The sequence below is a fragment of the Nocardia sp. NPDC003963 genome (assembly GCF_053605105.1).
In genome coordinates this window covers 1-26,249 of sequence record NZ_JBSGIP010000048.1, presented here as the reverse complement: position 1 = coordinate 26,249, position 26,249 = coordinate 1, and the positions used below count along the sequence as shown (strand labels likewise).

Genomic DNA, 26,249 nt, shown 5'->3' with positions numbered 1-26,249 from the left:
CCCACGGCGGTTGTCCGGTCGTCGCACGGCGGCCGGTCCGTACGCGGTGCGGCCCATTTCTTCGGGCGGCCGATGAGTCCGGGCCTGTCGGGTCGTCCGAACAGGAAACCGATCCGAATCGGAATGGGAGCCGGCGATGAGCGACAGCGCAGCGGATACGAGAGCACCTCGGACGACCGTGCGGGCGAATGGAGTCGAACTCGGTATCGAGACCTTCGGCCGCGACGACGATCCGCTCGTGCTGCTGGCCGGCGGGACCACGTTGCTGTCGTGGCCCGATGCGGTGTGTGAGCGTCTCGCGGCGGGTGGCCGCCGCGTGGTCCGCTACGACCTGCGCGACGCCGGAACGTCGACGACCCTCGACCCGGAGGCACCGGCGTACCGCCTGCGCGATCTGGCCGCCGACGCGGCGGCCCTCGTCGGTTCACTCGGTGCCGCGACGGCTCGACTCGGCGGTATCGGAGTCGGCGGGATGGTCGCTCAGGTCGCCGCACTCGAATATCCGGACGTATTCTCGGCATTGACGTTGGTGGGTACCCGGCCGGTCGCGCCCGGCCCGGTGGACGACGATCTGCCCGACCACGACGCGGCGATCATGGGAGCGCTGTTCTCGCGACCGGTCCCCGACTGGACCGACCGGGCCGCTGTCGCGGCATTCGCCGCCGAGGGCGCCGAACTGCTCGGCGACGACCCGGCGCAGGCGGGTGCCACCGCGGCCCGGATCTGGGACCGCACCCCGTCGGGCGACCCCTCGGTGCATCAGGCGAATCAGCTCGGAACGGTGTTCGCCCGGCTCGACTGCGCACCGCGATGGCGTGAGCGCCTCGGCGAGCTCACGATGCCGACGCTCGTCGTGCACGGCCGCGCGGACCCGTTCTTCCCGGTCGGCAACGGCGAGGCCCTGGCCGCCGCGATCCGCGGCGCGCGGCTACTCGTCCTCGACGATATGGGCACCGCCCTGCGCGACGCCGACGCCGACGAGATAGCCGTCGCGATGCTCGAGACCGAACCCGTTCGGCCGCCCTGTGCTTGACCCGTGCAGCTCATCGCCCGGCGAATCGATCAGGGCCGGAGCTGATTCCGCGTGTGCGCGGACGACGATGTGGTGTTCTGCTGGGTGATATGACCGGGCCGTTCGTGATTCCGTGTTTCGCGGATATCGCGGATATCGCGGATATCGCGGATATCGCGGCCGGCGGTCCGTCGGGTCGCCGGTGGTCTACGCCTGGGGCGACTGTCGGCAGGAGTCATCGACGGTCTCCATCGTCAGTCCAGCACTGCGCACCACAGGTCGAGTGATGCCGCGGTTCCGAGTGCGGACCGGGCCTCGGGGTGGTTCCGCCGAACCCGTTCGTACTCGGCTTGCTGGTCGGCCGACGCCTCGGTCGGCGAGCTCCGAAACAAAGCTCGGCCGCCGAGGGGCGCGGTGTCGGTCGGCGGGGTTCAGGCCGGTTCGCCCACCGGGTCCTCGGTCCATTCCGGCGGCAGATCGAACAGTGGGAAGAACCGGTCGGTGTCGAGGAAGAAATTGAGGCCGGCGATCTCGCCGTCCCGCATTTCCAGCACGGTGATCGACCACGGCACCCAGCGGCCCGGTTCGCCGCTGGGTTTGTAGTGGCCGAAGGCCGGGTGGCCGTTGGCTCCGCCCAGCGGGACCATCCGCGAGCCGCGGCAGGCCGCGCCGGTGCCGAGCATGAACGCGGCGACATTCGCCGGGCCGGAGATCCAGAGATCGAAGGGCGGCATGGACAGCGCCACATCGCTCTTCAGCAGGGTGGTGAGCGCGTCCATATCGTAGGCCTCGAACGCGGTGACGAAGTCCTCGACGAGTTTGCGCTGGTCGGAATCGGTTTCGTCGTAGCTGTCGGTATCGGCGGGCTGCACCTTGCTCATAGTGGCGCGGGCCCGCTGCAGGGCGCTGTTCACCGACGCCGTGCTCATGGTGAGCGCCTCGGCCGTCTCGTTGGCGGAAAAGCGCAGAACCTCGCGCATGATCAGGATCGCGCGCTGCGTGGCGGGCAGATGTTGGCAGGCGGCGACGAAGGCCAGGCGCAGGGAATCCTTGGCACTGGCGTGTTCGGCGGGGTCGGCGCCGAAGGCGAGCGAGTTGGGAATGGGCTCCACCCAGACGTAATCCGGCTGCGGGGGTGGTAGCGGCCTGTCCGGGGTGGAGGCGCCGGACAGATCCATCGGCCGCGCCCGGCGCTGCGGGCCGTCGAGCATATCGAGGCAGATATTGGTGGTGATCTTGTAGAGCCAGGACCGTAGGCTGGCCCGGCCCTCGAAGGAATCATAGGATTTCCAGGCGCGGGTGAAGGCGTCCTGGACGGCGTCCTCGGCTTCGAAGGACGACCCCAGCATGCGGTAGGCGTAGGCGCACAGTTCGCGTCTGTGCGCCTCGAAAGATCTCAGGACATCGGCATCGACGGTGCCGGTCTGCTCGCTCATGGGTGCCACTGTGGCACAGCGCACCGACAGGTGGACAGAGGATGAAACACGTTGTTTTCGCCTCGGCGGCACAGCTTTCTCACCAGGCACAGAAGCCACATTCCCGGGCCCTTCGTACGGAGAGGCAGTTGGTTGTCCGCCGTGCCGACGGGTGTAACGGAATGGCTGCGCGCGCCCGGAGGCAAAGGTCCGAAGCCCGACAGGCAGTGTCGCCGCTCTTCGGCGGTCTCATCACCGGCAAGTCCGGCGACGTGTGGTTCTCCCTCTGGCAGTACGAGGGCGACGAACAGCTCATCACGCCCGGAATGCCGGTGACCTGGCAGATCGGCGAAGGTAGTCACGGAAAGTACGCGAAGGCGAGCGAAGTCCGGCCGGTTCGACCGTAACCATCGGGGATTTCCGGCCAACCGATGATTTCCGGGGTCGGTCCGCGTCTGAACGTTTGCAGCCGGCGAACACAGACCACACTTCGAGAGGACCGAAACCGTGAGCAGCAAGATGATTTTCGTGAACCTGCCCGTCACCGACCTGGCGCGGTCCAAGAATTTCTACGAGTCGCTCGGCTGGAAGGTCAACGACGATTTCACCGACGACAACGCCGCCTGCATCGTGGTCGACGACAATATCTGCCTGATGCTGCTCACCCACGAGCATTTCGGTGTCTTCAGCCGTCGCCCGATCGCCGACACCCGGGCCGCCACCGCCGCCGCCTACGCATTGTCGCTGGGCAGCGCGGAGGAGGTCGACCGGCTGACCGCGGCCGCGGTGGCCGCGGGCGGTACCGAGGAGATCAATACCGATAAGCAGGCGCAGGAGGCGCAGGTCGGAATGCACGGCCGGACCTTCCTGGATCCCGACGGTCACCAGTGGGAGCCGTTCTACATGGACTACCCGGGCGCGTAGTCGTAGTGCGTCCGCGCGAACGCCCCGGCCGACGGATTGTCGGCCGGGGCGTTCGGCGTTCTGCTGTGTGGTCCGGATCGGGCTCCCGACCGTCCCAGGGAAACCCGCTGGCCGGGGTGCCGGGTCTTTCGGTCCGCGGTGGGGGCGTTCGGCCGGCTCGGATCCGGCGGCAGTTCCCGGGCCGAGCTACCCCGGGCCGACCGACTGGATGCCGAGCAGGCCGGACCGGTTCCTACTTGCCGCTGAAGTTCGGCTTGCGCTTCTCCTTGAAGGCCTTCGGGCCCTCCTTGGCATCGGCGGACTGGAAGACCGCCATCCCGAGTTTGGCGTCGATCTGGAAGGCCTCTTCCTCAGGGATGCATTCGCTGTCGCGGATGGTCTGCAGGATCGCCTGCACCGCGAGCGGGCCGTTGGCCGCGATGAGGTCGGCGAGTTCGAGCGCCGTGTCGAGTGCCTGCCCGTCCGGCACCACATGGCCGATGAGGCCGATATCCTTGGCTTCGGCGGCGCTCAGGTGGCGGCCGGTCAGCAGGATATCGGCGGCGACCGTGTAGGGGACCTGACGGACGAGCCGGACCGCGGAGCCGCCCAGCGGGAACAGGCCCCAGCGCGCTTCGGATACACCGAACTTCGCGCTTTCGCCCGCGACCCGGATATCGGTGCCCTGCAGGATCTCGGTGCCACCGGCGATAGCCGCGCCCTCGACCGCCGCGATGAGCGGTTTGGTGAGCCGCCGGCCCTTCAGCAATGCCTCGATCTTCGACAGATCCCAGCCCCCGCCCGCGAACGAATCACCAGGATGCTGCTGGGTCATACCCTTGAGATCGGCACCCGCGCAGAAGGCCCCGCCCGCGCCGGTCAGGATCGCGACCCGGATATCTGGATCGCTGTCGACCTGATCCCAGGCATCACGCATGATCGCCATCATCTCGGTCGAGAGCGCGTTACGCGCCTCGGGGCGGTTCATGGTGACGATGAGGACATGGCCGCGCTTCTCGACGAGGCATTGAGGCATCGTTGTTTCTCCTGTTACTCGGACCCTTGCCAGAAACAGTAACACGTTCTATTTTTGACCTTGTGACGTACAACATAGCCGACCTCGTCGAACACACAATCGACCTCGTGCCGGACCGTGTTGCGCTGGCTGACGACCACCGCTCGGTAACCTTCGCCCAGTTGGAGGACCGAGCCAACCGGCTGGCGCACTACCTGCTGGAACATGGTGTTCAGCCGGGTGACAAGGTGGGCATCTACTCGCGCAACACCATCGAGGCAGTGACTTCGATGCTGGCGGTGTTCAAGGCGCGGGCGGTGATGGTCAACGTCAACTTCCGCTACGTCGAGAACGAGTTGCAGTACATCTTCGAGAATTCGGACATGGTGGCGCTCATCCACGAGCGTCGCTACACCGACAAGGTGGTGAATGTCCGGTCGAAGGTCCCGCATCTGAAAGCGGTACTGATCGTCGACGACGGCACCGCGGCGGCGACCCCCGCGGACGCGGTGGATTTCGAAGCGGCACTGGCGGAATCGTCGGGCGAACGCGATTTCGGCGATCGGTCCAACGACGATATCTTCATGATCTACACCGGCGGCACCACCGGTATGCCCAAGGGTGTCATGTGGCGGCACGAGGACTGGTGGCGTGTCCTCGGCGGCGGTATCAACTTCATGACCGGTGAGTACGTCCAGGACGAATGGCAGCAGGCCAAGAACGGCGCCGCCGGCGGCCAGATGGTGCGCTACCCGATTCCGCCGCTGATCCACGGCGGTTCGCAGACCGCGGTCTTCCACGGTCTGTTCGACGGCGGCAAGACCATCATGATCCCGGAGTTCGACGCGCACACCGTCTGGCAGGCCGTGGACGCGCACGGGATCAACATGATCTTCATAACCGGTGACGCCATGGCGCGGCCGATGCTGGACGCGCTGAAGGCCGGCCATCCGGAGACCGGCGACACCTATCAGCACGCGAGCCTGTGGGCGATGGCCAGCAGTGCGGCGCTGTTCTCGCCCGCCCTCAAGGACGAGTACATCGACCTGCTCCCGAATACGGTGATCACCGATTCGATCGGTTCCTCGGAGACCGGTTTCGGCGGTATCTCCATCGCCGCCAAGGGTGCGACGCATACCGGCGGTCCGCGGGTGAAGATCGACGCGTCCACCGCCGTCATCGACGAAAACGGCAAGCCTGTCGTCCCGGGTTCCGGGCAGACCGGTGTGCTGGCGCGCAAGGGCCATATCCCGATCGGGTACTACAACGACCCGGTGAAAACCGCGGCCACATTCAAGGAGTACGACGGCGTCCGCTACTCGATCCCCGGCGACTGGGCTCGGGTCGAGGAGGACGGCACCGTCACCATGCTCGGCCGCGGTTCGGTGAGCATCAACAGCGGCGGCGAGAAGATCTACCCGGAAGAGGTCGAGGGCGCGCTGAAATGCCACCCCGAGGTCTTCGACGCGCTGGTGGTCGGTGTCCCGGACGAGCGCTGGGGGCAGCGGGTGGCGGCCGTGGTGCAGTGTCGCGGCGCGAACCGCCCCACCCTCGAGGAACTGCGCCCGGTGCTGACCCAGGAGATCTCCTCCTACAAGATGCCGCGCAGCCTGTGGTTCGTCGACGAGATCAAGCGGTCGCCGGCGGGTAAACCCGACTACAAATGGGCCAAGGCGCAGACCGAGGAGCGCGACGCCGACGAACACGGTGTGACGGGGAGCGCTTCGTAGGCGTGCACATTCGTCGAGGGGCCACCGTCCACGGTGGCTCCTCGACGAAGTTCCGCGGACCCGGCTATGCGTCCGTGTCCGGTTCCTTTCGTCCGAACGCCTTTCCCAGTTGTTCCGCGATATCGGTGACATCCTCGATTTCGCCGGAGGCCACGGAGATCATGAGGTCGTAGGCCAGGTCCTCGTTCAGATCGTCGATGTCCACGCCGTTACGGGCCAGGAAGATGGCTGCGGCGGCTATGGCGAGCCGTTTGTTGCCGTCGATCAACGGATGGTTCTTGGCGATGGAGTGCAGTAACGCGGCGGCCTTGTCCCAGATCTCCGGGTAGGCGTCGGCTCCGAAGACGGTCGTGCGGGGGCGAGTCGCTGCTGATTCGAGCAGCCCGGGATCGCGAATCAGGAATCCGGCCGCGACATCACCGGCAATCAGGCGCAGATCGGCCGAGGACAGGTAGTAGAAATCGAATCCTGTCATTCCGCCAGCCTGTCGAGCAGGGCTCGGTGCCGGGTGGCAAATCGCTGCGACAATTCACGGACCTGGCGGTCGGCTGTTTCTGCCATCTCCTCTGGCACGACAGCTGCGACCCGGCGGCCGTGGCGGGTGAGGTGTACGACCTTTCCGTTCTCCGCTGCGGCGATGACTTCGGCAAGCTTCTCGCGCGCCTCGCTGACCGGTAGTTCCCAAGCATCGGATTCGGGCATTGCAGTCATACCCGAGATCGTACGGATCGGAGATAAATCTGTACAAAGTAGTTTGCGGCGGGTTCGCACGTTTGTGCAGGAAGTCCGCCCGTCTTCGCGAGGCGAGTGGCGTGCCGGGAAATTGGCACGCCACTCGCGTCCCGCAGTATCGGAAGCCGAGCCGGACCGCGGGCTCAGGCCGATTCGGGGACGAACTGGGCCAGGGGCAGCAGATGGTTCGTGGCCCCGCCCAGGGCGAACTCGTTTCGGGTGGCGGCGGTGAAGTAGTTGTGCACGATATGGTCGCGGTCGATACCGACGCCGCCGTGCACGTGGACCAGGGTGTGCGCGACCTGGTGGCCCGCCTCGGCGGCCCAGAACTTCGCCGTGTGCACCGCCCCGGTCGCATCCAGGCCCTCCGCGAGCTGCCAGGCCGCCTGCGTGACGGTCAGCCGCAGGCCCTGGAGACTGATGTAGCTGTCGGACAGCCGCTGGGCCACGGCCTGGAAGCTGCCGATCGCGCGACCGAACTGTTCGCGTTCCCGGGCGTAGCCGGCGACGAGGTCCAGGGAGCGTTCGAGGGTCCCCAGCTGCTGGGCGGCCAGGCCGAGCCAGGCGCGGTCGAGCAGCCAGTCCAGGATCCGGGCGCCGTCGTCGACAGTGCCCAGCAGTTCGGCCGGCGCGTCGGTGAATTCGACGAGCGATTCGGCGCTGCGGTCCGTCACCTGCTGGGCGGTCACAGTGACGGATTCTGCCGATGGGTCCACCAGGAAGACCGCGGCGACTCCGGATACCGACGCGGGCACCAGGATTCGTGCGGCGCGGTCGGCCACCGGGACCGTGGTCTTGGTGCCGGTGACGCGCCAGCCGCGATCGGTTTCGGTGGCGGTGGTGCTGGGGCGGGCCGGTTCCCAGTTGTGCTCTTCGGCCAGCGCGACGGTCAGGATCGAGGTTCCCGCTCCGGCAACGGTGGCGAGCTCGCGGTGTTCGGCGGACCCGAACTCGGCCAGCGCACCCGCGCCCAGCACGATCGACCACAGGTAGGGGACCGACGCGACGGCTTTGCCGAGTTCGCGCAGGATCGCGGTCTGTTCGAGCGAACCGAACCCGCTACCGCCCACTTCCTCGGGCAGGGCGGCGGCCAGGACGCCGGTCTCGGCGAGCGATTTCCACAGCGGTTCGTCGAACTTGGCGGTGCCGCGATCCAATTCGCGGAGGCGATCGGCGGTGACCAGTTTGTCGCAGACCTCGCCGGTGAGCCGGGCCAGATCCGACTGGGCTTCGGTGGGGGTGAAATCCATGATGAACTCCTGGAGTCGAGCTGAGGTCAGCGGCCGGAGGCGGGCTGCTTCAGGGCGGTCATGGCGATGATGTCGCGCTGCACCTCGTTGGTACCGCCGCCGAAGGTGAGGATCAGGGCGGCGCGGTGCATCCGCTCCAGCCGGCCGCGCAGGACCGAACCGGGGGAGTCCTGCCGCAGCGAGGCTTGGGGGCCGAGGACCTCCATGAGCAGTCGGTACGCCTCGGTGGACAGCTCGGTGCCGTACACCTTGCACGCCGACGCGTCCCACGGCCGCGGTGCGGCGTCGCCACCGGCGTCGGCCCGGCTGGCGATCTCCCAGTTCATGAGCTTGAGGTATTCGACCTTGGCGTGCACGCGCGCCAGGTTCAGCTGAACCCATTCGCGATCGAAGATCCGGGAGCCGTCGGCCGCCTTCGTCTCCTTCGCCCACGCGGTCGTCTGGGCCAGTGCCAGTTGCAGCGCGGCGGCGGAGGTCAGCGCGACCCGCTCGTGGTTGAGCTGGTTGGTGACCAGCGGCCAGCCGCCGTTCTCCGGACCGACGAGGGAGGTCACCGGGACGCGTACGTCCTGGTAGTAGGTGGCGCTGGTATCGGGGCCCGCCATGGTGTGGACCGGGGTCCAGGAGAAGCCCTCGGCCGTGGTCGGCACGATCAGCATGCTGATGCCCTTGTGCTTCTTGGCGCCGGGATCGGTGCGCACGGCCAGCCAGATGTAGTCGGCGTAGGCGATGAGGCTGGTCCACATCTTCTGGCCGTTGATCACGTAGTCGTCGCCGTCGCGCACCGCGGTGGTGCGCAGACTGGCGAGGTCGGTACCCGCGCCGGGTTCGGAGTAGCCGATGGCGAAGTGCAGATCGCCGGCGGCGATCTTGGGCAGGAAGAATTTCTTCTGCTCGTCGCTGCCGTAGTGCATGATCGTCGGCGCCACCGAGTTGATGGTCAGGAACGGCACCGGCGCGCCCGCGATGGCGGCCTCGTCGGTGAAGATCAGCTGATCCAGCATGGGCCGGTTCTGGCCGCCGAACTCCTCGGGCCAGCCCAGGGCCAGCCAGCCGTCGCGGCCCATCTCCGCGACGACCTCGCGGTACACATTGCCCTGGCCGTACTCGCCGGTCTGCGAGCTCAGCGCCTCCCGCCGTTCGGGAGTGATCAGCCGGGCGAAATATTCACGCAACTCGGCGCGTAGCTGAACATGTTCCGGGGTATACGCAATGCGCATAGCGGTACCTCGAGCCTTCGTTCTACGGGTTTGAGATGGGGCCTGGACGTGGGATCGCGCCACGCTCACCCTCGCGGAGCGCGGAATGGATCTCCGATACCTTGCTCCGATCATTGCATATGCACTGAAACATGTTCCAGTATTGAAGGGTAATCAGCCCATGTAGCCCGTCTCGGCGGCCGTTGCTTGTTAGGCTTCGGCCACAGGGCGGGAAAAGGAGTTTCGATGAAGGTCAGCGTTGACTTCGATCAGTGCGAAGCGAACGGAATCTGTGCGGGAATCGCTCCCGACGTCTTTGAACTCGATGACGAGGACATGCTGCACGTCGCTGAGGGCGAGGTCGCGCCGGATCAGGAGTCGCAAGTGGCCGAAGCGGTCGCGCAATGCCCGAAAGCGGCCTTGCGTTTGCTGTGAATCGGCTCTTGCCGTGAATAAGAACACGTTCTAGAGTCGGCCCGGTGAGCGATACAGATACCAGCCTTGCCGGGCGAGTTGCGATCGTGACCGGAGCGGGTGCCGGCCTGGGTAAGGCCGAAGCGCTCGCCCTGGCCGCAGCCGGAGCCTCGGTCGTGATCAACGATCTGGCCGAGTCCGACGCCGTGGCCGAGACGCTGGAACAGGTCCGCGCACTCGGCGCCAAGGCCGAGTTCGTGGCCGGCAGTGTCGCCGAGCGGTCCACCGCCGACGCGTTGATCACCGCGGCCACCGAATCCTTCGGTGGCCTGGACATCGTGGTCAACAACGCGGGTATCACCCGCGACAAGATGCTGTTCAACCTGTCCGACGAGGACTGGGACGCGGTCCTCGCGGTCCATCTGCGCGGTCATTTCCTGCTGACCCGCAATGCCGGGGCCTACTGGCGGGCGAAATCCAAGGAAGCCGGTGCGCCGGTCTACGGCCGGATCGTCAACACCTCTTCCGAAGCCGGACTCCTCGGGCCGGAGGGTCAGGCCAATTACGCGGCGGCCAAGGCCGGAATCACCGCACTCACACTTTCCGCCTCGCGCGCCCTGAACCGATTCGGTGTCCGGGCCAACGCCATCTGCCCGCGGGCGCGTACCGCCATGACCGAACAGGTCTTCAGCGCGGCTCCCGAGGGGGAGGTCGACCCGCTCTCGCCCGACCATGTCGCCCGGTTGGTGGCCTACCTGGCCTCGCCTGCGGCGGAGGCGGTCAACGGGCAGGTGTTCGTGGTGTACGGCCCCATGGTGGCCCTGATGGCCGCGCCGGTGGTCGAGCAGCGGTTCGACGCGGCGGGCTCGCAATGGTCAGGTGACGATCTGGCCACCACGCTGACCGGTTACTTCGCCGGGCGCGAAGAAGGTCGTACCTTCTCTGCAACGGCTCTGCACGAACTGGGTTGAGCGATCTCGCCGGGGCGGGTCGCGGGATTTCGGTCCCGGGACTCGCCGCGGAGAGTTGATCAACCGTCCAGTCATTGGTAAACAGAGGGGTCGACTGTGCCCGGCCTCACACAATGATGCTCAAGGCGTATGAATCGTGTTCCAATCCCGCTGTCTGGGATTGCAACAAGCTTCCAGTTCAGAAGCCTCAAAATGGCCCCAATTAGGAAATGAACGTGTTCTACTTATCGGGGCGTGCGCCGGGGTGTCTCCCGAGCTGCCGCCAGCGGGACCAGTAGTCGGGCAAGGAGGATCAGGATGAACAAGGTCCTTACCGTGCCATTGGGAGCCGTCGGCGGATTCTTCGAACTCGCCGCATCGGTGGCCCGGGCGAGTTTTCGCCGGCCGTTCCAGATGCGCGAGTTCATCGACCAGTCGTGGTTCGTCGCGCGGGTATCCATCGTGCCGACACTTCTGGTGGCCATACCGTTCACCGTGCTGGTGAGCTTCACGCTGAACATCCTGCTGCGCGAAATCGGCGCCGCGGACCTCAGCGGCGCGGGCGCGGCCTTCGGCGCGGTGACCCAGGTCGGGCCGATCGTCACCGTGCTCATCGTGGCCGGTGCCGGCGCCACCGCCATCTGCGCGGATCTCGGAGCCCGGACCATCCGCGAAGAGATCGACGCGATGAAAGTGCTCGGCATCGACCCAATCCACCGGCTGGTGGTGCCGCGCGTCCTGGCCTCGATGTTCGTGGCACTGCTGCTGAACAGCCTGGTGTGCACCATCGGCATCGTCGGCGGCTTCCTGTTCTCGGTCTACCTGCAGGATGTGAACCCCGGCGCCTTCGTCAACGGCATCACCCTGCTGACCCATCTCCCCGAACTGCTCATTTCCGCGGTAAAAGCGGGCCTTTTCGGTTTGATCGCCGGACTGGTGGCCTGCTATCTGGGTTTGAATGTAAAAGGCGGTCCCAAAAGTGTCGGTGACGCGGTGAACCAGACAGTGGTTTTCGCCTTCATGGCGCTGTTCGTGGTGAATGTCGTCGTCACCGCTGTCGGTCTCAAATTCGCGGTGCGGTGATCGATGTCGGCCTCGGTGATCATCCAGTCCCGTTTTCCCAAAGTCACCCGTCGTGTCCGCCGCTGGTCGACCTCACTCGACAATCTCGGCAAACAAGCGGTGTTCTACGGCAAGGCGATCGGCTCCATGCCGCGCGCGCTCGTGCACTACCGCACCGAGACGATCCGGCTCATCGCCGAGATCAGCATGGGCAGCGGCGCGCTCGCCGTGATCGGCGGCACCGTGGTGATCGTCGGCTTCCTGACCCTGTTCTCCGGCGGCACCATCGCCGTACAGGGCTACAGCTCCCTCGGCAATATCGGCGTCGAGGCGCTGACCGGCTTCTTCGCCGCGTTCCTCAATGTCCGCATCGCCGCCCCGGTGATCTCCGGAATCGGCCTGGCGGCCACCATCGGAGCCGGTTCCACCGCCCAGTTGGGTGCCATGCGGGTGGCCGAGGAGATCGACGCCCTGGAATCCATGGCGATCCGGCCGGTGCCGTACCTGGTGGGCACCCGGGTGCTCGCCGGAATGATCGCGATCGTGCCGCTCTACGCGCTGGCGGTGATCGCCTCGTTCATCGCGAGCCGGTTCGCCACCGTGGTCATCTACGGTCAGTCCGCCGGTGTGTACGACCACTATTTCTCCACATTCCTTATTCCGAGCGACATTCTGTGGTCGTTCGGCCAAGCCATTCTCATGGCACTGGCGGTGATGATGATCCACACGTACCACGGCTACAACGCGGCCGGTGGACCGGTCGGGGTGGGTATCGCGGTGGGTAACGCGGTGCGCAGCTCGCTGGTCGCGGTGGTCACGGTGACGCTGTTGATATCCCTGGCGGTATACGGCACCTCCGGCAACTTCAACCTCTCCGGATAGCCGCGATGACGGAAATGATGCGAGCGAACAACACGAGGGCAGCGGCGTCGAACGCAACCGCGGGTGGGTCGTCCCGCGGTGACGAGGACCCCTGGGCCCCCATCGGAACGAACCGCTGGACCGCGTTCCGGGCGACCGCCGGGCTGAAACTGGCCGGGGTGGGCATGGTGCTGGCCGCGGTGGCCGCGGTCGTCGTCTCCCTGACCATGTTCTTCGGCGGTTTCACCCCGAGTGTCGAGGTGACGGTTTCCGCGCCGCGCAGCGGTCTGGTGTTGGATCCCGACGCCAAGGTCAAGGTGCGCGGGGTACAGATCGGCCGGGTCGCCGGCATCGACCGGACCACCGACGGTGCGAATCTGCGGCTGGCTCTGAACCCGGACCTGCTGCACCTGGTCCCGGCGAACTCGACCGTCGATATCCGCTCGACCACTGTATTCGGCGCGAAGTACATCAACTTCGTGATCCCGCAGGAACCGGCCGCCACCGCACTGCAACCCGGCGCGTTGCTGGCCGCGGAACAGGTGACCGTCGAGTTCAATACGGTCTTCCAGCATCTCAGCGATGTTCTCGCCGATGTGCAGCCGGAGAAGCTGAACGCCACCCTGGCCGCGCTGGGCACCGCGTTGCAGGGCCGCGGCGAAAGCCTCGGCAAACTGCTCGCCGACAGCGATTCCTACCTGCGCGAGATCAACCCGACGCTGCCCACCCTGCAGCGCGACCTGAACACTACGGCCGCGGTGACCAACCTCTACGCCGATGTCTCCGGCGATCTGTTGCGGACAGTGGACGGCGCGACGGTCAGCAGCCGCACCATCACCGAATCGGAATCCGATATCGATTCCCTGCTGGCGAACCTCACCGGCCTGGCCGACACCACCGGTGCGGTCCTGCGTGACAACGAGGGACAGATCGATACGGCCCTGGAGCTGCTCCGGCCGACCGGTGAACTGCTCAACGGTTACAAGGATGCGCTGTTCTGCCTGATCGGCGGCAGTGCCAAGGCACTGCCGCTGGGTGAGGCGGTCTTCGGCGGTGGACAGGAAGGTGTCGCCCTGAACACGGGATTCATGTACGGGTCTCCGCCCTACACCTATCCGAACGATCTCCCGAAGGTGGCCGCCACCGGCGGACCGCGCTGCGCCGGGCTGCTCGACCGGGTGCCGGACAGTCATTCCGACTATGTCGTCACCGACACCTCGGAAGGACATCCCTACACGCCGGTGACCAAGCTGGAACTGAACGCACCCAAGGTCTTCCAGGTCCTGTTCTCCGGGCTCCCGGGGGTGGGCGCGCCGTGAAGAACACCGGTACCACTGTCAAACTCGCCGTCTTCACACTGGTGATGACCCTGATCTTCGCCGGTCTGGCGGTGGTCTTCTCGCAGATGCGTTTCTCCCGGGAAACCGGGTACAACGCGGTTTTCACCAGCGCCTCGGGCATGCTGCCCGGCGACAAGGTCCGGATCGCCGGGGTACCGGTCGGATCCATCTCCTCGGTGAAGGTCGACGACGAATACCACGCCCATGTGAAATTCGACGTCGACACCAAATACCCGCTGCTGACCAGCACCCGCGCGACGATCCGCTACGAGAACCTGGTCGGTGACCGCTACCTGGAACTGCTCGAGGGACCCGGTGCGGCCACCACCCTGAACAAGGGCGGCACCATCGGTCTGGACAAGACCTCGCCCGCACTGGATCTGGATATGCTGCTCGGCGGATTCAAACCGCTGCTGCGCGGACTGGACCCGGCGCAGGTCAACGATCTGACCAACGCGTTGCTGCAGATCTTCCAGGGCCAGGGCGGAACCCTGGTCGAACTGCTCAACAGCGGCGGATCGTTCACCAGAACTCTCGCCGACCGGGACGCGCTCATCGGCAGCGTCATCGACAATCTGAACTCGGTGCTGAAAACCATCGACGATCGCGGCGACCAGTTCGCCACCACCATCGACGAGCTGCGCCGCTTGGTGAGCGGGCTGGCCGCCGACCGTGATCCGATCGGTGCCGCGCTGCCGCGCATCGCCGACGCCACCGCCGCGACCACCGATCTGCTGGCCCAGGCCCGCCCCGATCTGGCGGCGACCATCGCGCAGACCGGGCGGCTGGCCACCAACCTCGACAATGGTTCGGACACCGTGCAGTGGGTGCTCGACAAACTGCCGGCCACCTATCGCAAGCTGATCCGCATCGGTTCCTACGGTTCGTTCCTGCAGCTGTACGTGTGCCGGACGAATTTCCTGGTCGACGGTCCGGACGGGAAACCGCTGCTGGTCGAACTACCCGGTGAGCAGACGACCGGAAGGTGTGCCAGCGAATGAAAGAGCAATCACGCGCGGTGACCATCGGCGTCGTCGGTCTGGTACTGGCGGTGGCGGTCGCGCTGTCGGCCCTGCAGTTCGAACGACTGCCCTTCATCCGCGGTGGCGCGACGTTCACCGCCAACTTCGCCGATGCCGGTGGCCTGGTGACCGGTGACGATGTAGAGGTCGCCGGGGTCCGTTCGGGCAAGGTCGAGGATGTGAGCCTGGACGGTGCGCAGGTGCTGGTGCGCTTCAGCCTCGACGAATCGATCGTGCTCGGTGACAAGACCTCCGCGGCCATCAAGACCAACACCGTGCTGGGCCGTAAATCGCTGGCGGTGAACCCGTCCGGTGACGGAGCGCTCAAAGTCACCGACACCATTCCGCTGGCCCGCACCACCTCCCCGTACTCGCTGAACGAGGCGCTCAGTGATCTGGCCGGAACGGTGGGCGACCTCGACCTGCAACAGGTGAACCAGACCTTGGACGCGCTGTCGGCGGCCTTCGCCGACACCCCGGCGCCGCTACGGTCGGCGCTGGACGGAGTGACCGCGCTGTCGCGGACCATCAACGCCCGCGACCAGGCACTGTCGGATCTGCTGACCCGCGCCCAGGATGTCACCAAGATCCTGGCCGACCGCGCCGATTCCATCAACGCGCTACTGGTGGACGGTAATCAGCTGCTCGGCGAACTGGACCGGCGGCGCACCGCCATCAGCCAGATGATCGTCTACGTGAACGCGCTGGCCCAGCAGTTGTCCGGGCTGGTACACGATAACGAGGCCCAGCTGAAACCGGCGCTGGACAAGCTCAACTCGGTGCTCGATCTACTGCAGCGCAACCGGGACAACATCAACGGCGCGCTCGACGGCCTGGGCCCGTTCGCCGCGGCCCTCGGTGAACAGGTCGGCAGCGGACCGTACTTCAACGCCTATGTCGTGAACGCGAGCAGTGAGACGCTGCACCCGCTGGTGGACGCGCTGGTATGGCCGCAGCATCTGCCCGAATCGCTCCGGGCCTATCTGCTCGAACCCGGTCCCAAGATCGGTCCGTCCGCACAGGAGCCGCCCCGATGAGGCGATACCTCCGCCTTCGCTACGGCCTCCGCCGATCGCATGAATCTGCTTCGCGGGAGGAGGTCGGGATGCGGTGCCTCCGCCTTCGCTACGGCCTCCGCCGATCGCATGAATCTGCTTCGGGGGAGGGCACGGTACTGCGGTCCCTGCGCCTTCGCTCCGGGCTCCGCCGATCGCATGAACCTGCTGCTCTGAGGAGGGACCGATGAGGCGATACTGCGATACCTCCGCCTTCGCTACGGCCTCCGCGGACCGGATGTTGCGATACGTCCGCGTTCGCTCCGTCTTCCGCGGACCGCGTGAGACTCCGCTGAGGAGAATGCCATGACGACTCTGAAGGACAAGGTGCGGGCCGTTCCCGGTAAGTGGGTGGCGATCGTCGCCGGTGTCGTGGTGGTGGCGCTGGTGGCCTTCGGCGGATACACGGCGTTCCAGCGGATCACCAAGAACGAGATCACCGCGTATTTCACCTCCACCAGTGGCCTGTACGCGGGCGACGATGTGCGGGTGCTCGGGGTGCCGATCGGCAAGATCGACAGCATCGAACCGGGCAAGGAACAGGTGAAGGTGACGATGTCGGTGGACGGCAGCGTCGATCTGCCCGCCGACGCGCGCGCGGTGATCATCGCGCCGTCGCTGGTATCGGCCCGGTTCATCCAGATCGCGCCCGCCTACACCGGTGGCGACAAGCTCACCGACGGGGCCGAGATCCCGATCGAACACACCGCTGTCCCGGTCGAATGGGACGACATCAAAACCGAACTGAACAAACTGTCCACCGCCCTCGGTCCGGTCGGTGACGACCCCCAAGGATCCTTCGGCCGCTTCGTCGATACCGCGGCCGACAACCTGGACGGAAACGGTGACGCCTTCCGCACCACCCTGCACGAACTCTCGGCCACGCTGACCACGCTCTCCGACGGTCGCACCGATCTGTTCGGCACCATCCGGAATCTGCAGAAATTCGTGGACGTGCTCTCCAAGAGCAACGATCAGATCGTCGAATTCGGTGGCCGGTTGGCGTCGGTATCGGGGGTCCTGGCCGGTGTCTCCACGGATCTCGGAGCGGGTCTGGACAATCTGGACCTCGCGCTCGGCGATGTGCACCGGTTCCTCGACGGCAGCGGTGCCGAACTCACCGAAGGTGTGCAGCGGCTGGCCGATGTCACCCAGATCCTGGTCGACAAACGACCGGAACTCGAACAGGCACTGCATTCGGGCCCGACCGCGCTGGTGAATTTCTACCAGATCTACAAACCCGCCCAGGGCACGCTGACCGGTGCCATCTCGCTGAACAACTTCGCCGATCCGGTGAGCTTCCTGTGTGGTTCGGTACGTGCCCTCGAACAGCACGAATCCGATACCAGCGCCGATCTGTGCGCCCAGTACCTCGCCCCGGTGATCAGTTCGCTGGCCATGAACTACCTGCCCATCATGACCAACCCCGCGACCGGTGTGACGGCGTTCCCGAACCAGTTGGAGTACACGACACCGGATCTGGCCGGAAAGGTGGATCCGCAGAAGGTGGGCCCGCCCGCCGCGCCCGAACCCGCGCCGATCACCGTGCCGGCCGGGGTCGCGGGGCTGGCCATCCCCGGTGTGCAACTTCCCCAGATTCCCGGTCTGCCCGGAGGAGGACGATGATGCGCCGGCTCGAGTTGCGGCTGCCGGGTGCCCGGCGCCGGATCGCGGCGGTGGGTGTCGGGCTGACGGTGGCGTTATCGGCCACGGCGTGTCAGTACGACGGGCTCAACTCGCTGCCGATGCCCGGTACCGAGGGCACCGGCGAAGGCTCCTACCAGGTGAAGATCCAGATGCCGAACGTGACGACACTGACCCGGAATTCGCCGGTACGTGTCGACGACGTCGCGGTCGGCTCGGTGACCGATATCGAGGTGGAGGACTGGCACGCGCTGGTCACCGTTTCGCTGAACCCCGATGTGGTGCTCCCGGCCAACGCCACCGCCAAAATCGGTCAGACGAGTCTCCTCGGCAGTAATCACGTCGAGCTGGCCCCGCCCGCCGATGTGGCGCCGCAGGGTCGGCTGGCCTCGGGTGATGTGATCCCGCTGGACCGCGCCGGGGTCTATCCGACCACCGAACAGGTGCTGTCCTCGCTGTCGGTGGTGCTCAACGGTGGCGGTATCTCGCAGCTGGAGAACATCACCGGTGAACTCAACAAAGCGCTCGTCGGTAACGAGGACGAAGTACGGGATCTGATCCCGCAGATGAACGATCTGATCCGCAACCTCGACGGGCAGCGCAACGACATCATCGCCGCGATGGAGGGTCTGGACCGGGTCAGCGGTCAGTTCGTCCAGCAGACCGATGTGGTCGCCGCGGCCATCGAGGAGATCCATCCGGCGCTCACCGTGCTCGCCGATCGCCGGCAGAACATCACCACGACCATCACCAAACTGGGTGAGCTCAGTGATGTGGTGAACCGGTTGATCGCCGCCAGCGGCGACGATCTGAAAGCGAACCTGGCCAATCTGGCCCCGGTGCTGCAGACGCTGGCCGACACCGGTGCCGACCTCACCGAATCGCTGAAGATCATCGCCTCCTTCCCGTTCCCGTTGAAGAACCTGGACCGGGCCATCAAGGGCGACTATCTGAACCTGTTCATGACCGTCGACCTCACCGGTGCCCGGCTGGATTCCAACTTCCTCACCGGTACCGGGCTGGGCGGTATGTTCGGCGGCGTCGAGGTGGCACTCGGACAGGTCGCCGGCGCCGCCGGACAGCAGGGCAACCCGCTGACCACCCCGCTGGCGCCGCCGCCCGGCGCGCCCGCCGGTGAGCAGCCGCAACCCACGATTCCGGGGCTGCCGCCGATACCCGGCCTGCCCGCCATACCCGGACTGACCGTGCCGATGCCCGGGCCGCAGCCGCAAGGGGGCGAGGGCCGGTGACGCTCTCCCGATTCGTCCGAATCCAGCTGACCATCTTCGCGATCCTCACCGTGGTCGGTCTCGCCGTCATGGGCGGTACCTACGTGGGTGTGCCCGCGCTGCTCGGGATCGGCCGCTACGAGGTCACGGTGGAGCTGGCCGCCACCGGCGGGCTCTACCAGAACGCCAATGTCGCCTTCCGCGGTACCAATGTCGGTGTGGTCCGCGAAGTGCGGCTCACCGACGTGGGCGTCGAAGCGAAGCTGTCGGTGGACAGCGATTACAAGATCCCCGCCGATTCCTCCGCACTGATCCGCAGCGTCTCGGCGATCGGTGAGCAGTACGTCGATCTGGTCCCGCCACCGGATCCCGGCAGTGCCAACCTCTACGACGGCAGCGTGATCCCGGTCGACAAGACCGAACTCCCGCAGGATGTGGGCGCACTGCTGGACCAGGCCGACCGGCTGCTGGCCAGCGTCGCCGATACGCGGCTGCGGCAGGTGATCGACGAGGCGTTCAAGGCCTTCAACGGCGCCGGACCGGATCTGCAGCGTTTCCTCGACTCCGCCTCGCTGCTGGTGCAGGAAGCCAACGACAATGTCGGGCCGACCAAACAGCTGATCGAGCAGATCGGCCCGCTGCTGGACACCCAGGTGAACTCCGATGCCGCGATCCGCTCGTGGACCCGGGATCTGGCAACCGTCACCGATACCCTGCGGGCCCATGATCCGGCGCTGCGCAGCATCCTCGCCAACGGCCCCTCGGCCATGGAACGGGTGACCCAGCAGTTCGACGATCTGCGCCCGACGCTGCCGTTGCTGCTGAACAACCTGGTGAGCCTCGGTCAGGTGGGCGTCACCTATCACTCCGGTCTGGAACAGATCCTGGTGGTGTATCCGCCGCTGATCGCGGCCCTGCTCACCGCGGTGCGCGGGCCGATGGAGTACGGCGCGCTGGTCGACTTCATGACCGTGCTCAACGATCCGCCGCCGTGCACGACCGGCTTCCTACCGCCCGACCAGCGGCGCGAACCCACCGAACTCGACACCCCCGACACGCCGAAGGGCCTCTACTGCAAGGTGCCGCAGGACGATAAGACCGCGGTGCGCGGTATCCGCAATACGCCGTGTATGGAGTATCCGGGCCGCCGCGCGCCGTCGCCCGAATTGTGCCGCACCGGTTACGTTCCGGAGGGCACCAACCCGCCGTTCGGGCCGCCGCAGCCGGTGGCACCGACCGAACCGCCGGGTCCTGTGGCGCCCGCCTCCGTGCCGGATACGGCGCCGGGGGTTGCGGGAGTACCCGCAGCACCTGCTAGTTTCTCGGGCGCAAGCACCCCCGCCGCCGCGCTTTCCTACGATCCGGCCACCGGGGTCTACACCGGTAGTGATGGCGGCAGCTACCGTCAGGGCGATATCGCCCCGGGCGGTTCGGGCACCGTACCCGCGGATTGGCAGGCAATGTTCGAGGAGCAGCAACGATGAGCGAGACCAAGGACCCCCGCCGCAACCGTAGGCGGGCCAGCCGGACAGCGGGCCCACCACCCGCCGAGGACTCGGCAACCGAGAAGCTCGAAACCGCGGCGGCCGATCCGCGGCCGGCGGACAAAACGGGCACCGAGGATCAGCCGGCCGCCACCGCCGAGCCGGAGGCCGCGACCGTGCGGTCGGCGGCCGCCGCTACGAAGTCCACTCCGGAGTCGACCGAGGCCGCCACGGAGAAGGTCGCGCTCGGGGCCACGGAGAAGCCCGCCGCCGAGGCGGCTACCCAGAAGCTCACGATCGAAGAGGCCGCCGCGGAGGCGACCACGGTGTCCGCCGGTGAATCGGCGGACTCGGCGGACACCGTGCGACTGGAGAAGGCCGATTCGTCCGGCGGCGCCCCGGCGGACGCCGCGTCCGAGGCGGAGCCGGACGAAGTGGAGACCAGCGGGGCCCGGTCCTGGAAGCAGATCGCCGGTCTCGCCGCGGCGGCAGTGCTGGTGTTCGGACTGGTCGGCGCCGCGGTGGTCTCGATGTTGGCCGTGCAGTCCACTCAGCAGCGTGACGAACGCCGCTCCGAATATGTGGCGACCGCCCGGCAGACCGTTCTCAACTTGACCACTATCCGCGCCGATACCGCCAAAGAGGATATCGACCGAATCCTCACCATGGCCTCGGGTGATTTCAAAACCGAGTTCGACGGACGGGTGGACCCGTTCACCGAAATCGTCAAACAGGCCAAGGTCGTCTCGACCGGCGAGGTGGTCGAGGCCGCGGTCGAACGCGACGACGAGCAATCCGCCGTGGTCCTGATCGCGGCGAAGCAGACGCTCACCAACGCGGGATCGCAGGAACAGCAGCAGCGGTTCTACCGGTTCCGGGTGACCGTGCAGCGAGCCGACGACGGCACGCTGACCGCGTCGGACGTGAAGTTCGTGGCATGACCGGACAGCGCCCGGAGGCGGCAGCTTGCGTAACCACGGAGGGTGGTGTCCGGGCATGCCGGAGGAGTACAGCATGACCGGACAGCGCCCGGAGGCGGCAGCTTGCGTAACCACGGAGGGTGGTGTCCGGGGATGTCGAGAAGAGACAGCACGACCGACCCGCAGGCCGAGAGGAGCCGAGAATGAGCGTGCGTAACAAGATCCTGCTCGGCCTCACCGCGGTGGTCGTGGTCGTGGTCGCGGCGGCGGTGGTGGCCGGTATCGGCGGCTACCGGTACTGGGATTACCGGCAGTCCGAACAGTCCCGCACCGACGCGGTGGCCGCGGCCACCCGCACGGTATCGGCCATGTTCAGTTACGAGTTCCAGACGGTGGACCAGGAACTGCCCAAAACCGCCGAGGATCTCGCTCCCGACTTCAAGGCCGACTACCTCGAGCTGATCGACAAGGCGATCGTTCCGGGAGCCAAGGAGAAGGAGCTGACGGTCGAGGCGAGCACTCAGGCCGGGGGAGTCGTCTCCGCCGACCGGGCACACGCCGTCGTGCTGCTGTTCCTGAACCAGGTGACCACCAGCAAGGAGAGCCCGCAGGGCACTACCACGGGCAGTCGGGTCCGGGTGGCGCTGGACAAATCCGACGACCGGTGGCTGGTCGCCTCGGTCACCCCGATCTGACCGGTCCGGAGCGGCATTCGCCGGTGGCCGGACTAGTACGACCGGCCATCGGCGTAGCGCGCACGCCTCAGATGCCGACCCCGTCCGCGGTTACGGCTTTTGTATGTCGACAGTTGCGAATCACAATTCGGGCAGATCAGTCGTAGATTCTCCCGCCGATTATCGGTCGGGTCACCGTCGATATGGTCGAGAACGAACACCAGTGGCTTTCCTTGCCATTCGTTCCCGATTCCGCAGATCGCGCAACTATCGTGCTGTGCCCGCGCGAGATAGTCGCGTATGTAGTGCCCTTGATAACTGCCCACCTCGGCATCGCCGGTGGCCAGCCAAAGCCGGGTTTTCGCCTCCCGTTGCGCGGCCTGCTGACAGCTCGTCGTGCAGTACAACTTCTGACTGCGCTCGATCAACAGCGCTGAACACCCTCGGCAGTGCCTCATGGCGCGAAAAATACTCCGGCCCACCGACAGTTCGGTGGACCGGAGTACGGCGGAGCCGCCTGTGGGACTCGAACCCACAACCTACGCATTACAAGTACGTTGCGCTGCCAGTTGCGCCAAGGCGGCGGAGCGACCGTGTATGCAGCCGCTCGGCAGCCGATCATACGGTGCGACTCCCGAGTTCGCGAAATATTACAGCCCGACCACCGGGCTCGAACGTCCTGCGTGCGTCACCCCGTAAGGGGGCGCACCCAGGACGCGGCGGAGCCGTCGGCCGGACCCGTGGAGCGCCGGCCCTACTTGCGGGCCGCTTCGTCCGCCGCCATGGCGTCACGCAGGCTCTTGGGCCGCATATCGGTCCAGTTCTGCTCCACGTACTCCACGCAGGCGGCACGGCTGTCCTCACCGAAGACCACCCGCCAGCCGGCCGGTACCTCGGCGAAGGCGGGCCACAGGGAGTGCTGCTCTTCGTCGTTGACCAGAACGAAGAAGCGGCCTTCCTCGTCGTCGAACGGGTTGGTGCTCATTTCACCTCACTGGGGTGCTCGTGGGTTGTGATTCGGATCTGTGTGGGCCCACCCCGGCGGCTCGGGTCTGGATCTCCGGCTGCCGCGTCGCGAACCCAAACGATGTGTCGACACTAGCAAGCTCGGCGTTAGCTGTGGGCTCCTCCCTCACGAGGCGAAGAATTCCCGCAAGATCTTGTTCACGGCGTCCGGACGCTCCAGATAGCCGTAGTGACCGGCATCGGGAACCTCCTGGTAGCGACCGCCCGGAATAGCATCGGCGACCTCCCTGGCCAGGTACGGAGGGATCATCCGGTCGTCGGCGAAACCGACGGCCAGACACGGTACGGTGATCGCGCGGTAGGCGTGCAGCCGGTCGAAATCGTGGTCCATCCGCCGCTGTGCCCGGATACCCGGGGAGACCGGACCGCCGGTGAACTCGAACAGATCGAGCCAGTCCCGGGCCTTGTTCGTATCGGCCATCGTGGCGGGCGAGAGATTCATCACCGCGGTCAGCGCGGCGTCGTACTTGGCGGGCAGCCGTACCTCGTTCGCATCCATTTCGTGCTCGCCCAGCGACAGCGTCTTCTGGAACTGGTCCAGCCGGCCGTGGCCGGCCAGGAACACGGCCTTGCGCACCAGTTCGGGCCGGGCCAGAGCCAACTCCTGCGCTACCCGGGCGCCCATCGAGGTGCCGGCCACGAGTGCGGGCCCCTCGTCCAGGAATTCGATCAGGGCCGCCGTATCGGCCACCATTTCGTGAATGGTCATACCGTCGGCGGCTTCGTAAGTGGGTGCGATACCGCGATTGTCGAAGGTGCACACCCGGTACCCCGCGGCCAGTAGCGCGGGTACCTGGTGCAGTTCCCACACCCGGCCGGGACTGCCGGTGCCCATGATCAGCACCACCAGCGGTCCGCCGCCTTTGACATCGGTGCCCTTGGCGCGGTCTCCCTTGACCTGATAGTTGAGCGATATTCCGTTCACCGTGGCCAACGGCATGCTTCGGGCCCCTTCCTCATCGTTTCTGCTGCCAACGGTATAGCCCCGGGGACCCCGCAACGTTACCCGCGGCGGGAGCGACCACTTCCCCCGACAGATACCATTGACATTTCACATACAAGCGCACCTGCCGGGAGGATCGAGATGGCCGCGAAGAGCAGCGCCAACGGTATCGCCGACGACGAACTGGAACCCCTCGCCGACGAGACCGCTCGTCAGGCGCAGCGGGTCGTGGCCGCCTATGCCGCCGATGCCGACGAATGCCGGATGCTCCTGTCGATGCTCGGTATCGGACCGGGAGTCCGCACCGAGTAAACAGTCGCCGGCGCCAACGGCGACGTCGGCGGACCCACACACAACTACATGGCGTTCAGCGCCGCGCAAAGGATGCGTGAGTGGACCAGATGACCGATCAGCCGTCCAGCGATTCCACCCCCGAGGATGAAACCGCCGTGTCCGCGGACCGGCCCGGAGACCACAACGGTTCCGGGCCGGTAGACAGCCCGATCGATCCGGCCGAGGCCGTACCCGAGCCGGTGGACGCCGAACCCCTGCGCGAACGTGGGGCCGGTTCCGGTTTCGTGGTGGTGGCCAACCGGCTGCCGGTCGATCTGGAGAAGCTGCCCGACGGCAGCAGTCGCTGGAAACGCAGCCCCGGTGGCCTGGTGACCGCGCTCGAACCGGTCCTGCGCAGTAATCGGGGCGCCTGGGTCGGCTGGGCCGGGGTACCGGACGTCGACGTCGACCCGATCGTCGAGGACGGCCTGGAACTGCATCCGGTACCGCTGTCGGCGCAGGAGGTCGCCCAGTACTACGAGGGTTTCTCCAACGCGACGCTGTGGCCGCTGTACCACGACGTCATCGTCCGCCCGGTCTACAACCGGGCGTGGTGGTCGGCGTATGTCCAGGTGAACCGCCGTTTCGCCGAGGAGACCGCGAAAGTCGCCGCCGAGGGCGCGACGGTCTGGGTACAGGACTATCAGCTGCAACTCGTACCCAAGATGCTGCGGATGCTGCGCCCCGACCTCACCATCGGGTTCTTTCTGCACATCCCGTTCCCGCCGGTGGAACTGTTCATGCAGATGCCGTGGCGCACCGAGATCGTGGAGGGCCTGCTCGGCGCCGACCTGATCGGCTTCCACCTACCCGGTGGCGCCCAGAACTTCCTGTATCTGGCCCGGCGCCTGGCCGGCCAGCCCACCTCCCGCGGCACCATCGGGGTGCGCTCGAAAATGGGTGTCGTGCAGGTCGGCTTCCGGACGGTCCGGGTCGGCGCCTTCCCGATCTCCATCGATTCGGCCGGCCTCGACGAACACTCGCGCCGACGCTCGGTCCGCGAACGCGCGGCCCGTATCCGCGCCGAACTCGGCAGCCCCAAGAACATCCTGCTCGGTGTCGACCGCCTCGACTACACCAAAGGTATCGATATCCGCCTCAACGCCCTCGAAGAACTCCTGGCCGAGGGCCGTATCGACCCGGCGGAAACCGTGATGGTCCAGCTGGCCACCCCCAGCCGGGAACGGGTGGAGAGCTATATCCAGATGCGTGGCGATATCGAACGCCAGGTCGGCCGCATCAACGGCGAATTCGCCCGAGTCGGCTACCCCGTCGTGCACTATCTGCATCGTCCGATCGCCCGCGAAGAACTCATCTCCTTCTTCGTCGCCGCCGACGTCATGCTGGTGACTCCGCTGCGCGACGGTATGAACCTGGTCGCCAAGGAATACGTGGCCTGCCACTCCGGTCTCAACGGAACTCTGGTGCTCAGCGAGTTCACCGGCGCCGCCGCCGAACTCCGCCAGTCCTACCTGTGCAACCCGCACGACCTGGACAGCGTCAAGGACGCCATAGTCGATGCCCTCACCGACGACCGCGAAACCCGCCGCCGCCGGATGCGCTCTCTGCGCAGGCAGGTTCTGGCCCACGATGTCGACCGGTGGGCTCGGGCGTTCCTGGACGCGCTGGCCCAAGGACAGGTGGCGGGGAAGGCCCTGATGGCCGACGCCGACGCCGACCACGAGTACGAGGATTCCGGGCCGCACGACGACTAGTTGCGCGGCCCGCGTGCTCCGGAAGTGAGCGCGGGTGAAGTCCGGCGCCGGGAATCCGGATGCCTGGGCTGCACTGGACCGGCTCGGCTCGGACCGGTGCGAACAGGACGAACACACGGTCCGCAGGTGGGGGTGTCGGCATTCACGATCGAGTCCCGCTCGTCTGCGAAGGCGGGGGATGCGGGCTTGTTTGTGAAGGCGGGGACGCGGGCTTGTTTGTGAAGGTGCTGTGTTTTTGGCGCCGCCTTCGGCGTCGCGGGGTCGAGGCCCCCTGGTGTCCCGCCGTTCAGGCCTCGAGACTCGCGCCTTCGGCGCATGCGC

The 26,249-nt window shown here is 66.5% G+C and carries 27 protein-coding genes and 1 tRNA gene; 18 read left to right on the top strand and 10 right to left on the bottom strand.

All coding sequences use genetic code 11. The features are described 5' to 3' along the window. Nucleotides 1-136 precede the first annotated feature (136 nt). Nucleotides 137-1,033 carry an alpha/beta fold hydrolase gene (locus ACWEWT_RS33965; protein WP_452564944.1) on the top strand — a complete coding sequence of 299 codons (897 nt, stop codon included), beginning with the start codon at nucleotides 137-139 and terminating at the stop codon, nucleotides 1,031-1,033. Between the two features lie 410 nt (nucleotides 1,034-1,443). Here ACWEWT_RS33965 and ACWEWT_RS33960 read toward each other — a convergent pair whose 3' ends face one another. After that, nucleotides 1,444-2,448, bottom strand: coding sequence for a sigma-70 family RNA polymerase sigma factor (locus tag ACWEWT_RS33960; protein WP_452564943.1), 1,005 nt, complete (start codon nucleotides 2,446-2,448; stop codon nucleotides 1,444-1,446). Nucleotides 2,449-2,609: 161 nt separating this feature from the next. Between ACWEWT_RS33960 and ACWEWT_RS33955 the strand changes: the two genes are divergently transcribed. Next, nucleotides 2,610-2,834 (top strand): hypothetical protein, encoded by a 225-nt coding sequence (locus ACWEWT_RS33955; RefSeq protein ID WP_452564942.1) that lies wholly within the window; start codon nucleotides 2,610-2,612, stop codon nucleotides 2,832-2,834. 100 nt (nucleotides 2,835-2,934) lie between these two features. Further along, nucleotides 2,935-3,351, top strand: a complete 417-nt coding sequence (locus ACWEWT_RS33950; protein WP_452564941.1) for a VOC family protein — start codon at nucleotides 2,935-2,937, stop codon at nucleotides 3,349-3,351. A gap of 232 nt (nucleotides 3,352-3,583) precedes the next feature. Here ACWEWT_RS33950 and ACWEWT_RS33945 read toward each other — a convergent pair whose 3' ends face one another. Then, nucleotides 3,584-4,366, bottom strand: coding sequence for a crotonase/enoyl-CoA hydratase family protein (locus tag ACWEWT_RS33945; protein ID WP_452564940.1), 783 nt, complete (start codon nucleotides 4,364-4,366; stop codon nucleotides 3,584-3,586). 62 nt (nucleotides 4,367-4,428) lie between these two features. On the opposite strand from ACWEWT_RS33945, the gene ACWEWT_RS33940 reads away from it, so the two are divergent. Further along, nucleotides 4,429-6,075, top strand: coding sequence for an acyl-CoA synthetase (locus ACWEWT_RS33940; RefSeq protein WP_452564939.1), 1,647 nt, complete (start codon nucleotides 4,429-4,431; stop codon nucleotides 6,073-6,075). A gap of 64 nt (nucleotides 6,076-6,139) precedes the next feature. Here ACWEWT_RS33940 and ACWEWT_RS33935 read toward each other — a convergent pair whose 3' ends face one another. From ACWEWT_RS33935 to ACWEWT_RS33920, 4 genes are all read right to left on the bottom strand, one after another. After that, a complete protein-coding gene (locus tag ACWEWT_RS33935; RefSeq protein ID WP_452564938.1) occupies nucleotides 6,140-6,550 on the bottom strand; it encodes a type II toxin-antitoxin system death-on-curing family toxin in 411 nt (136 codons plus the stop codon). Further along, nucleotides 6,547-6,786 (bottom strand): type II toxin-antitoxin system Phd/YefM family antitoxin, encoded by a 240-nt coding sequence (locus ACWEWT_RS33930; RefSeq protein WP_452564937.1) that lies wholly within the window; start codon nucleotides 6,784-6,786, stop codon nucleotides 6,547-6,549. Before ACWEWT_RS33930 ends, ACWEWT_RS33935 begins: the two co-directional genes overlap by 4 nt. A gap of 164 nt (nucleotides 6,787-6,950) precedes the next feature. Continuing rightward, nucleotides 6,951-8,057: an acyl-CoA dehydrogenase family protein gene (locus tag ACWEWT_RS33925; RefSeq protein WP_452564936.1), complete on the bottom strand. Its 1,107-nt coding sequence runs from the start codon at nucleotides 8,055-8,057 to the stop codon at nucleotides 6,951-6,953. A gap of 26 nt (nucleotides 8,058-8,083) precedes the next feature. Next, nucleotides 8,084-9,277: an acyl-CoA dehydrogenase family protein gene (locus ACWEWT_RS33920; RefSeq protein ID WP_452564935.1), complete on the bottom strand. Its 1,194-nt coding sequence runs from the start codon at nucleotides 9,275-9,277 to the stop codon at nucleotides 8,084-8,086. A 225-nt stretch (nucleotides 9,278-9,502) separates the two neighbouring features. On the opposite strand from ACWEWT_RS33920, the gene ACWEWT_RS33915 reads away from it, so the two are divergent. The 12 genes from ACWEWT_RS33915 (at nucleotide 9,503) to ACWEWT_RS33860 (ending at nucleotide 21,932) form a co-directional block, all read left to right on the top strand. After that, complete coding sequence (locus ACWEWT_RS33915) at nucleotides 9,503-9,691, top strand: ferredoxin (RefSeq protein WP_030522901.1); 189 nt, start codon at nucleotides 9,503-9,505, stop codon at nucleotides 9,689-9,691. A gap of 44 nt (nucleotides 9,692-9,735) precedes the next feature. Then, on the top strand, nucleotides 9,736-10,641 hold the full coding sequence (locus ACWEWT_RS33910) for a 3-oxoacyl-ACP reductase (RefSeq protein ID WP_452564934.1): 906 nt from the start codon (nucleotides 9,736-9,738) through the stop codon (nucleotides 10,639-10,641). A 297-nt stretch (nucleotides 10,642-10,938) separates the two neighbouring features. After that, nucleotides 10,939-11,703 (top strand): MlaE family ABC transporter permease, encoded by a 765-nt coding sequence (locus ACWEWT_RS33905; protein WP_452564933.1) that lies wholly within the window; start codon nucleotides 10,939-10,941, stop codon nucleotides 11,701-11,703. Nucleotides 11,704-11,706: 3 nt separating this feature from the next. Beyond that, nucleotides 11,707-12,564 carry an MlaE family ABC transporter permease gene (locus ACWEWT_RS33900; protein ID WP_452564932.1) on the top strand — a complete coding sequence of 286 codons (858 nt, stop codon included), beginning with the start codon at nucleotides 11,707-11,709 and terminating at the stop codon, nucleotides 12,562-12,564. Between the two features lie 164 nt (nucleotides 12,565-12,728). Beyond that, nucleotides 12,729-13,862 carry an MCE family protein gene (locus tag ACWEWT_RS33895; protein ID WP_452564956.1) on the top strand — a complete coding sequence of 378 codons (1,134 nt, stop codon included), beginning with the start codon at nucleotides 12,729-12,731 and terminating at the stop codon, nucleotides 13,860-13,862. After that, entirely contained in the window at nucleotides 13,859-14,884 is a 1,026-nt protein-coding gene (locus ACWEWT_RS33890; RefSeq protein WP_452564931.1) for an MCE family protein, read from the top strand. The genes ACWEWT_RS33895 and ACWEWT_RS33890 overlap by 4 nt, the downstream gene beginning before the upstream one ends. Beyond that, entirely contained in the window at nucleotides 14,881-15,942 is a 1,062-nt protein-coding gene (locus ACWEWT_RS33885) for an MCE family protein (RefSeq protein ID WP_452564930.1), read from the top strand. The genes ACWEWT_RS33890 and ACWEWT_RS33885 overlap by 4 nt, the downstream gene beginning before the upstream one ends. A 324-nt stretch (nucleotides 15,943-16,266) precedes the next feature. Continuing rightward, nucleotides 16,267-17,586: an MCE family protein gene (locus ACWEWT_RS33880; protein ID WP_452564929.1), complete on the top strand. Its 1,320-nt coding sequence runs from the start codon at nucleotides 16,267-16,269 to the stop codon at nucleotides 17,584-17,586. Beyond that, on the top strand, nucleotides 17,583-18,854 hold the full coding sequence (locus tag ACWEWT_RS33875; RefSeq protein ID WP_452564928.1) for an MCE family protein: 1,272 nt from the start codon (nucleotides 17,583-17,585) through the stop codon (nucleotides 18,852-18,854). Before ACWEWT_RS33880 ends, ACWEWT_RS33875 begins: the two co-directional genes overlap by 4 nt. Next, nucleotides 18,851-20,317 carry an MCE family protein gene (locus ACWEWT_RS33870; protein WP_452564927.1) on the top strand — a complete coding sequence of 489 codons (1,467 nt, stop codon included), beginning with the start codon at nucleotides 18,851-18,853 and terminating at the stop codon, nucleotides 20,315-20,317. The genes ACWEWT_RS33875 and ACWEWT_RS33870 overlap by 4 nt, the downstream gene beginning before the upstream one ends. Further along, nucleotides 20,314-21,258, top strand: coding sequence for a hypothetical protein (locus tag ACWEWT_RS33865; protein WP_452564926.1), 945 nt, complete (start codon nucleotides 20,314-20,316; stop codon nucleotides 21,256-21,258). Before ACWEWT_RS33870 ends, ACWEWT_RS33865 begins: the two co-directional genes overlap by 4 nt. A gap of 182 nt (nucleotides 21,259-21,440) precedes the next feature. Further along, a complete protein-coding gene (locus ACWEWT_RS33860; RefSeq protein ID WP_452564925.1) occupies nucleotides 21,441-21,932 on the top strand; it encodes a h domain protein in 492 nt (163 codons plus the stop codon). Between the two features lie 32 nt (nucleotides 21,933-21,964). On the opposite strand, the gene ACWEWT_RS33855 is transcribed toward ACWEWT_RS33860, so the two are convergent. From ACWEWT_RS33855 to ACWEWT_RS33840, 4 genes are all read right to left on the bottom strand, one after another. Further along, nucleotides 21,965-22,369: an HNH endonuclease gene (locus ACWEWT_RS33855; protein ID WP_452564924.1), complete on the bottom strand. Its 405-nt coding sequence runs from the start codon at nucleotides 22,367-22,369 to the stop codon at nucleotides 21,965-21,967. Between the two features lie 53 nt (nucleotides 22,370-22,422). Further along, nucleotides 22,423-22,495: transfer RNA gene (locus tag ACWEWT_RS33850), tRNA-Thr, on the bottom strand. A gap of 170 nt (nucleotides 22,496-22,665) precedes the next feature. Further along, nucleotides 22,666-22,896 carry an MbtH family protein gene (locus ACWEWT_RS33845; protein ID WP_452564923.1) on the bottom strand — a complete coding sequence of 77 codons (231 nt, stop codon included), beginning with the start codon at nucleotides 22,894-22,896 and terminating at the stop codon, nucleotides 22,666-22,668. A gap of 147 nt (nucleotides 22,897-23,043) precedes the next feature. Continuing rightward, nucleotides 23,044-23,877: an alpha/beta fold hydrolase gene (locus tag ACWEWT_RS33840; protein WP_452564922.1), complete on the bottom strand. Its 834-nt coding sequence runs from the start codon at nucleotides 23,875-23,877 to the stop codon at nucleotides 23,044-23,046. A gap of 144 nt (nucleotides 23,878-24,021) precedes the next feature. On the opposite strand from ACWEWT_RS33840, the gene ACWEWT_RS33835 reads away from it, so the two are divergent. Continuing rightward, on the top strand, nucleotides 24,022-24,192 hold the full coding sequence (locus tag ACWEWT_RS33835; protein WP_189094399.1) for a hypothetical protein: 171 nt from the start codon (nucleotides 24,022-24,024) through the stop codon (nucleotides 24,190-24,192). Between the two features lie 89 nt (nucleotides 24,193-24,281). Continuing rightward, the gene (locus ACWEWT_RS33830; protein WP_452564955.1) at nucleotides 24,282-25,928 is read left to right on the top strand and encodes an alpha,alpha-trehalose-phosphate synthase (UDP-forming); all 1,647 of its coding nucleotides are present in this window, start codon (nucleotides 24,282-24,284) and stop codon (nucleotides 25,926-25,928) included. Nucleotides 25,929-26,249: the final 321 nt, after the last annotated feature.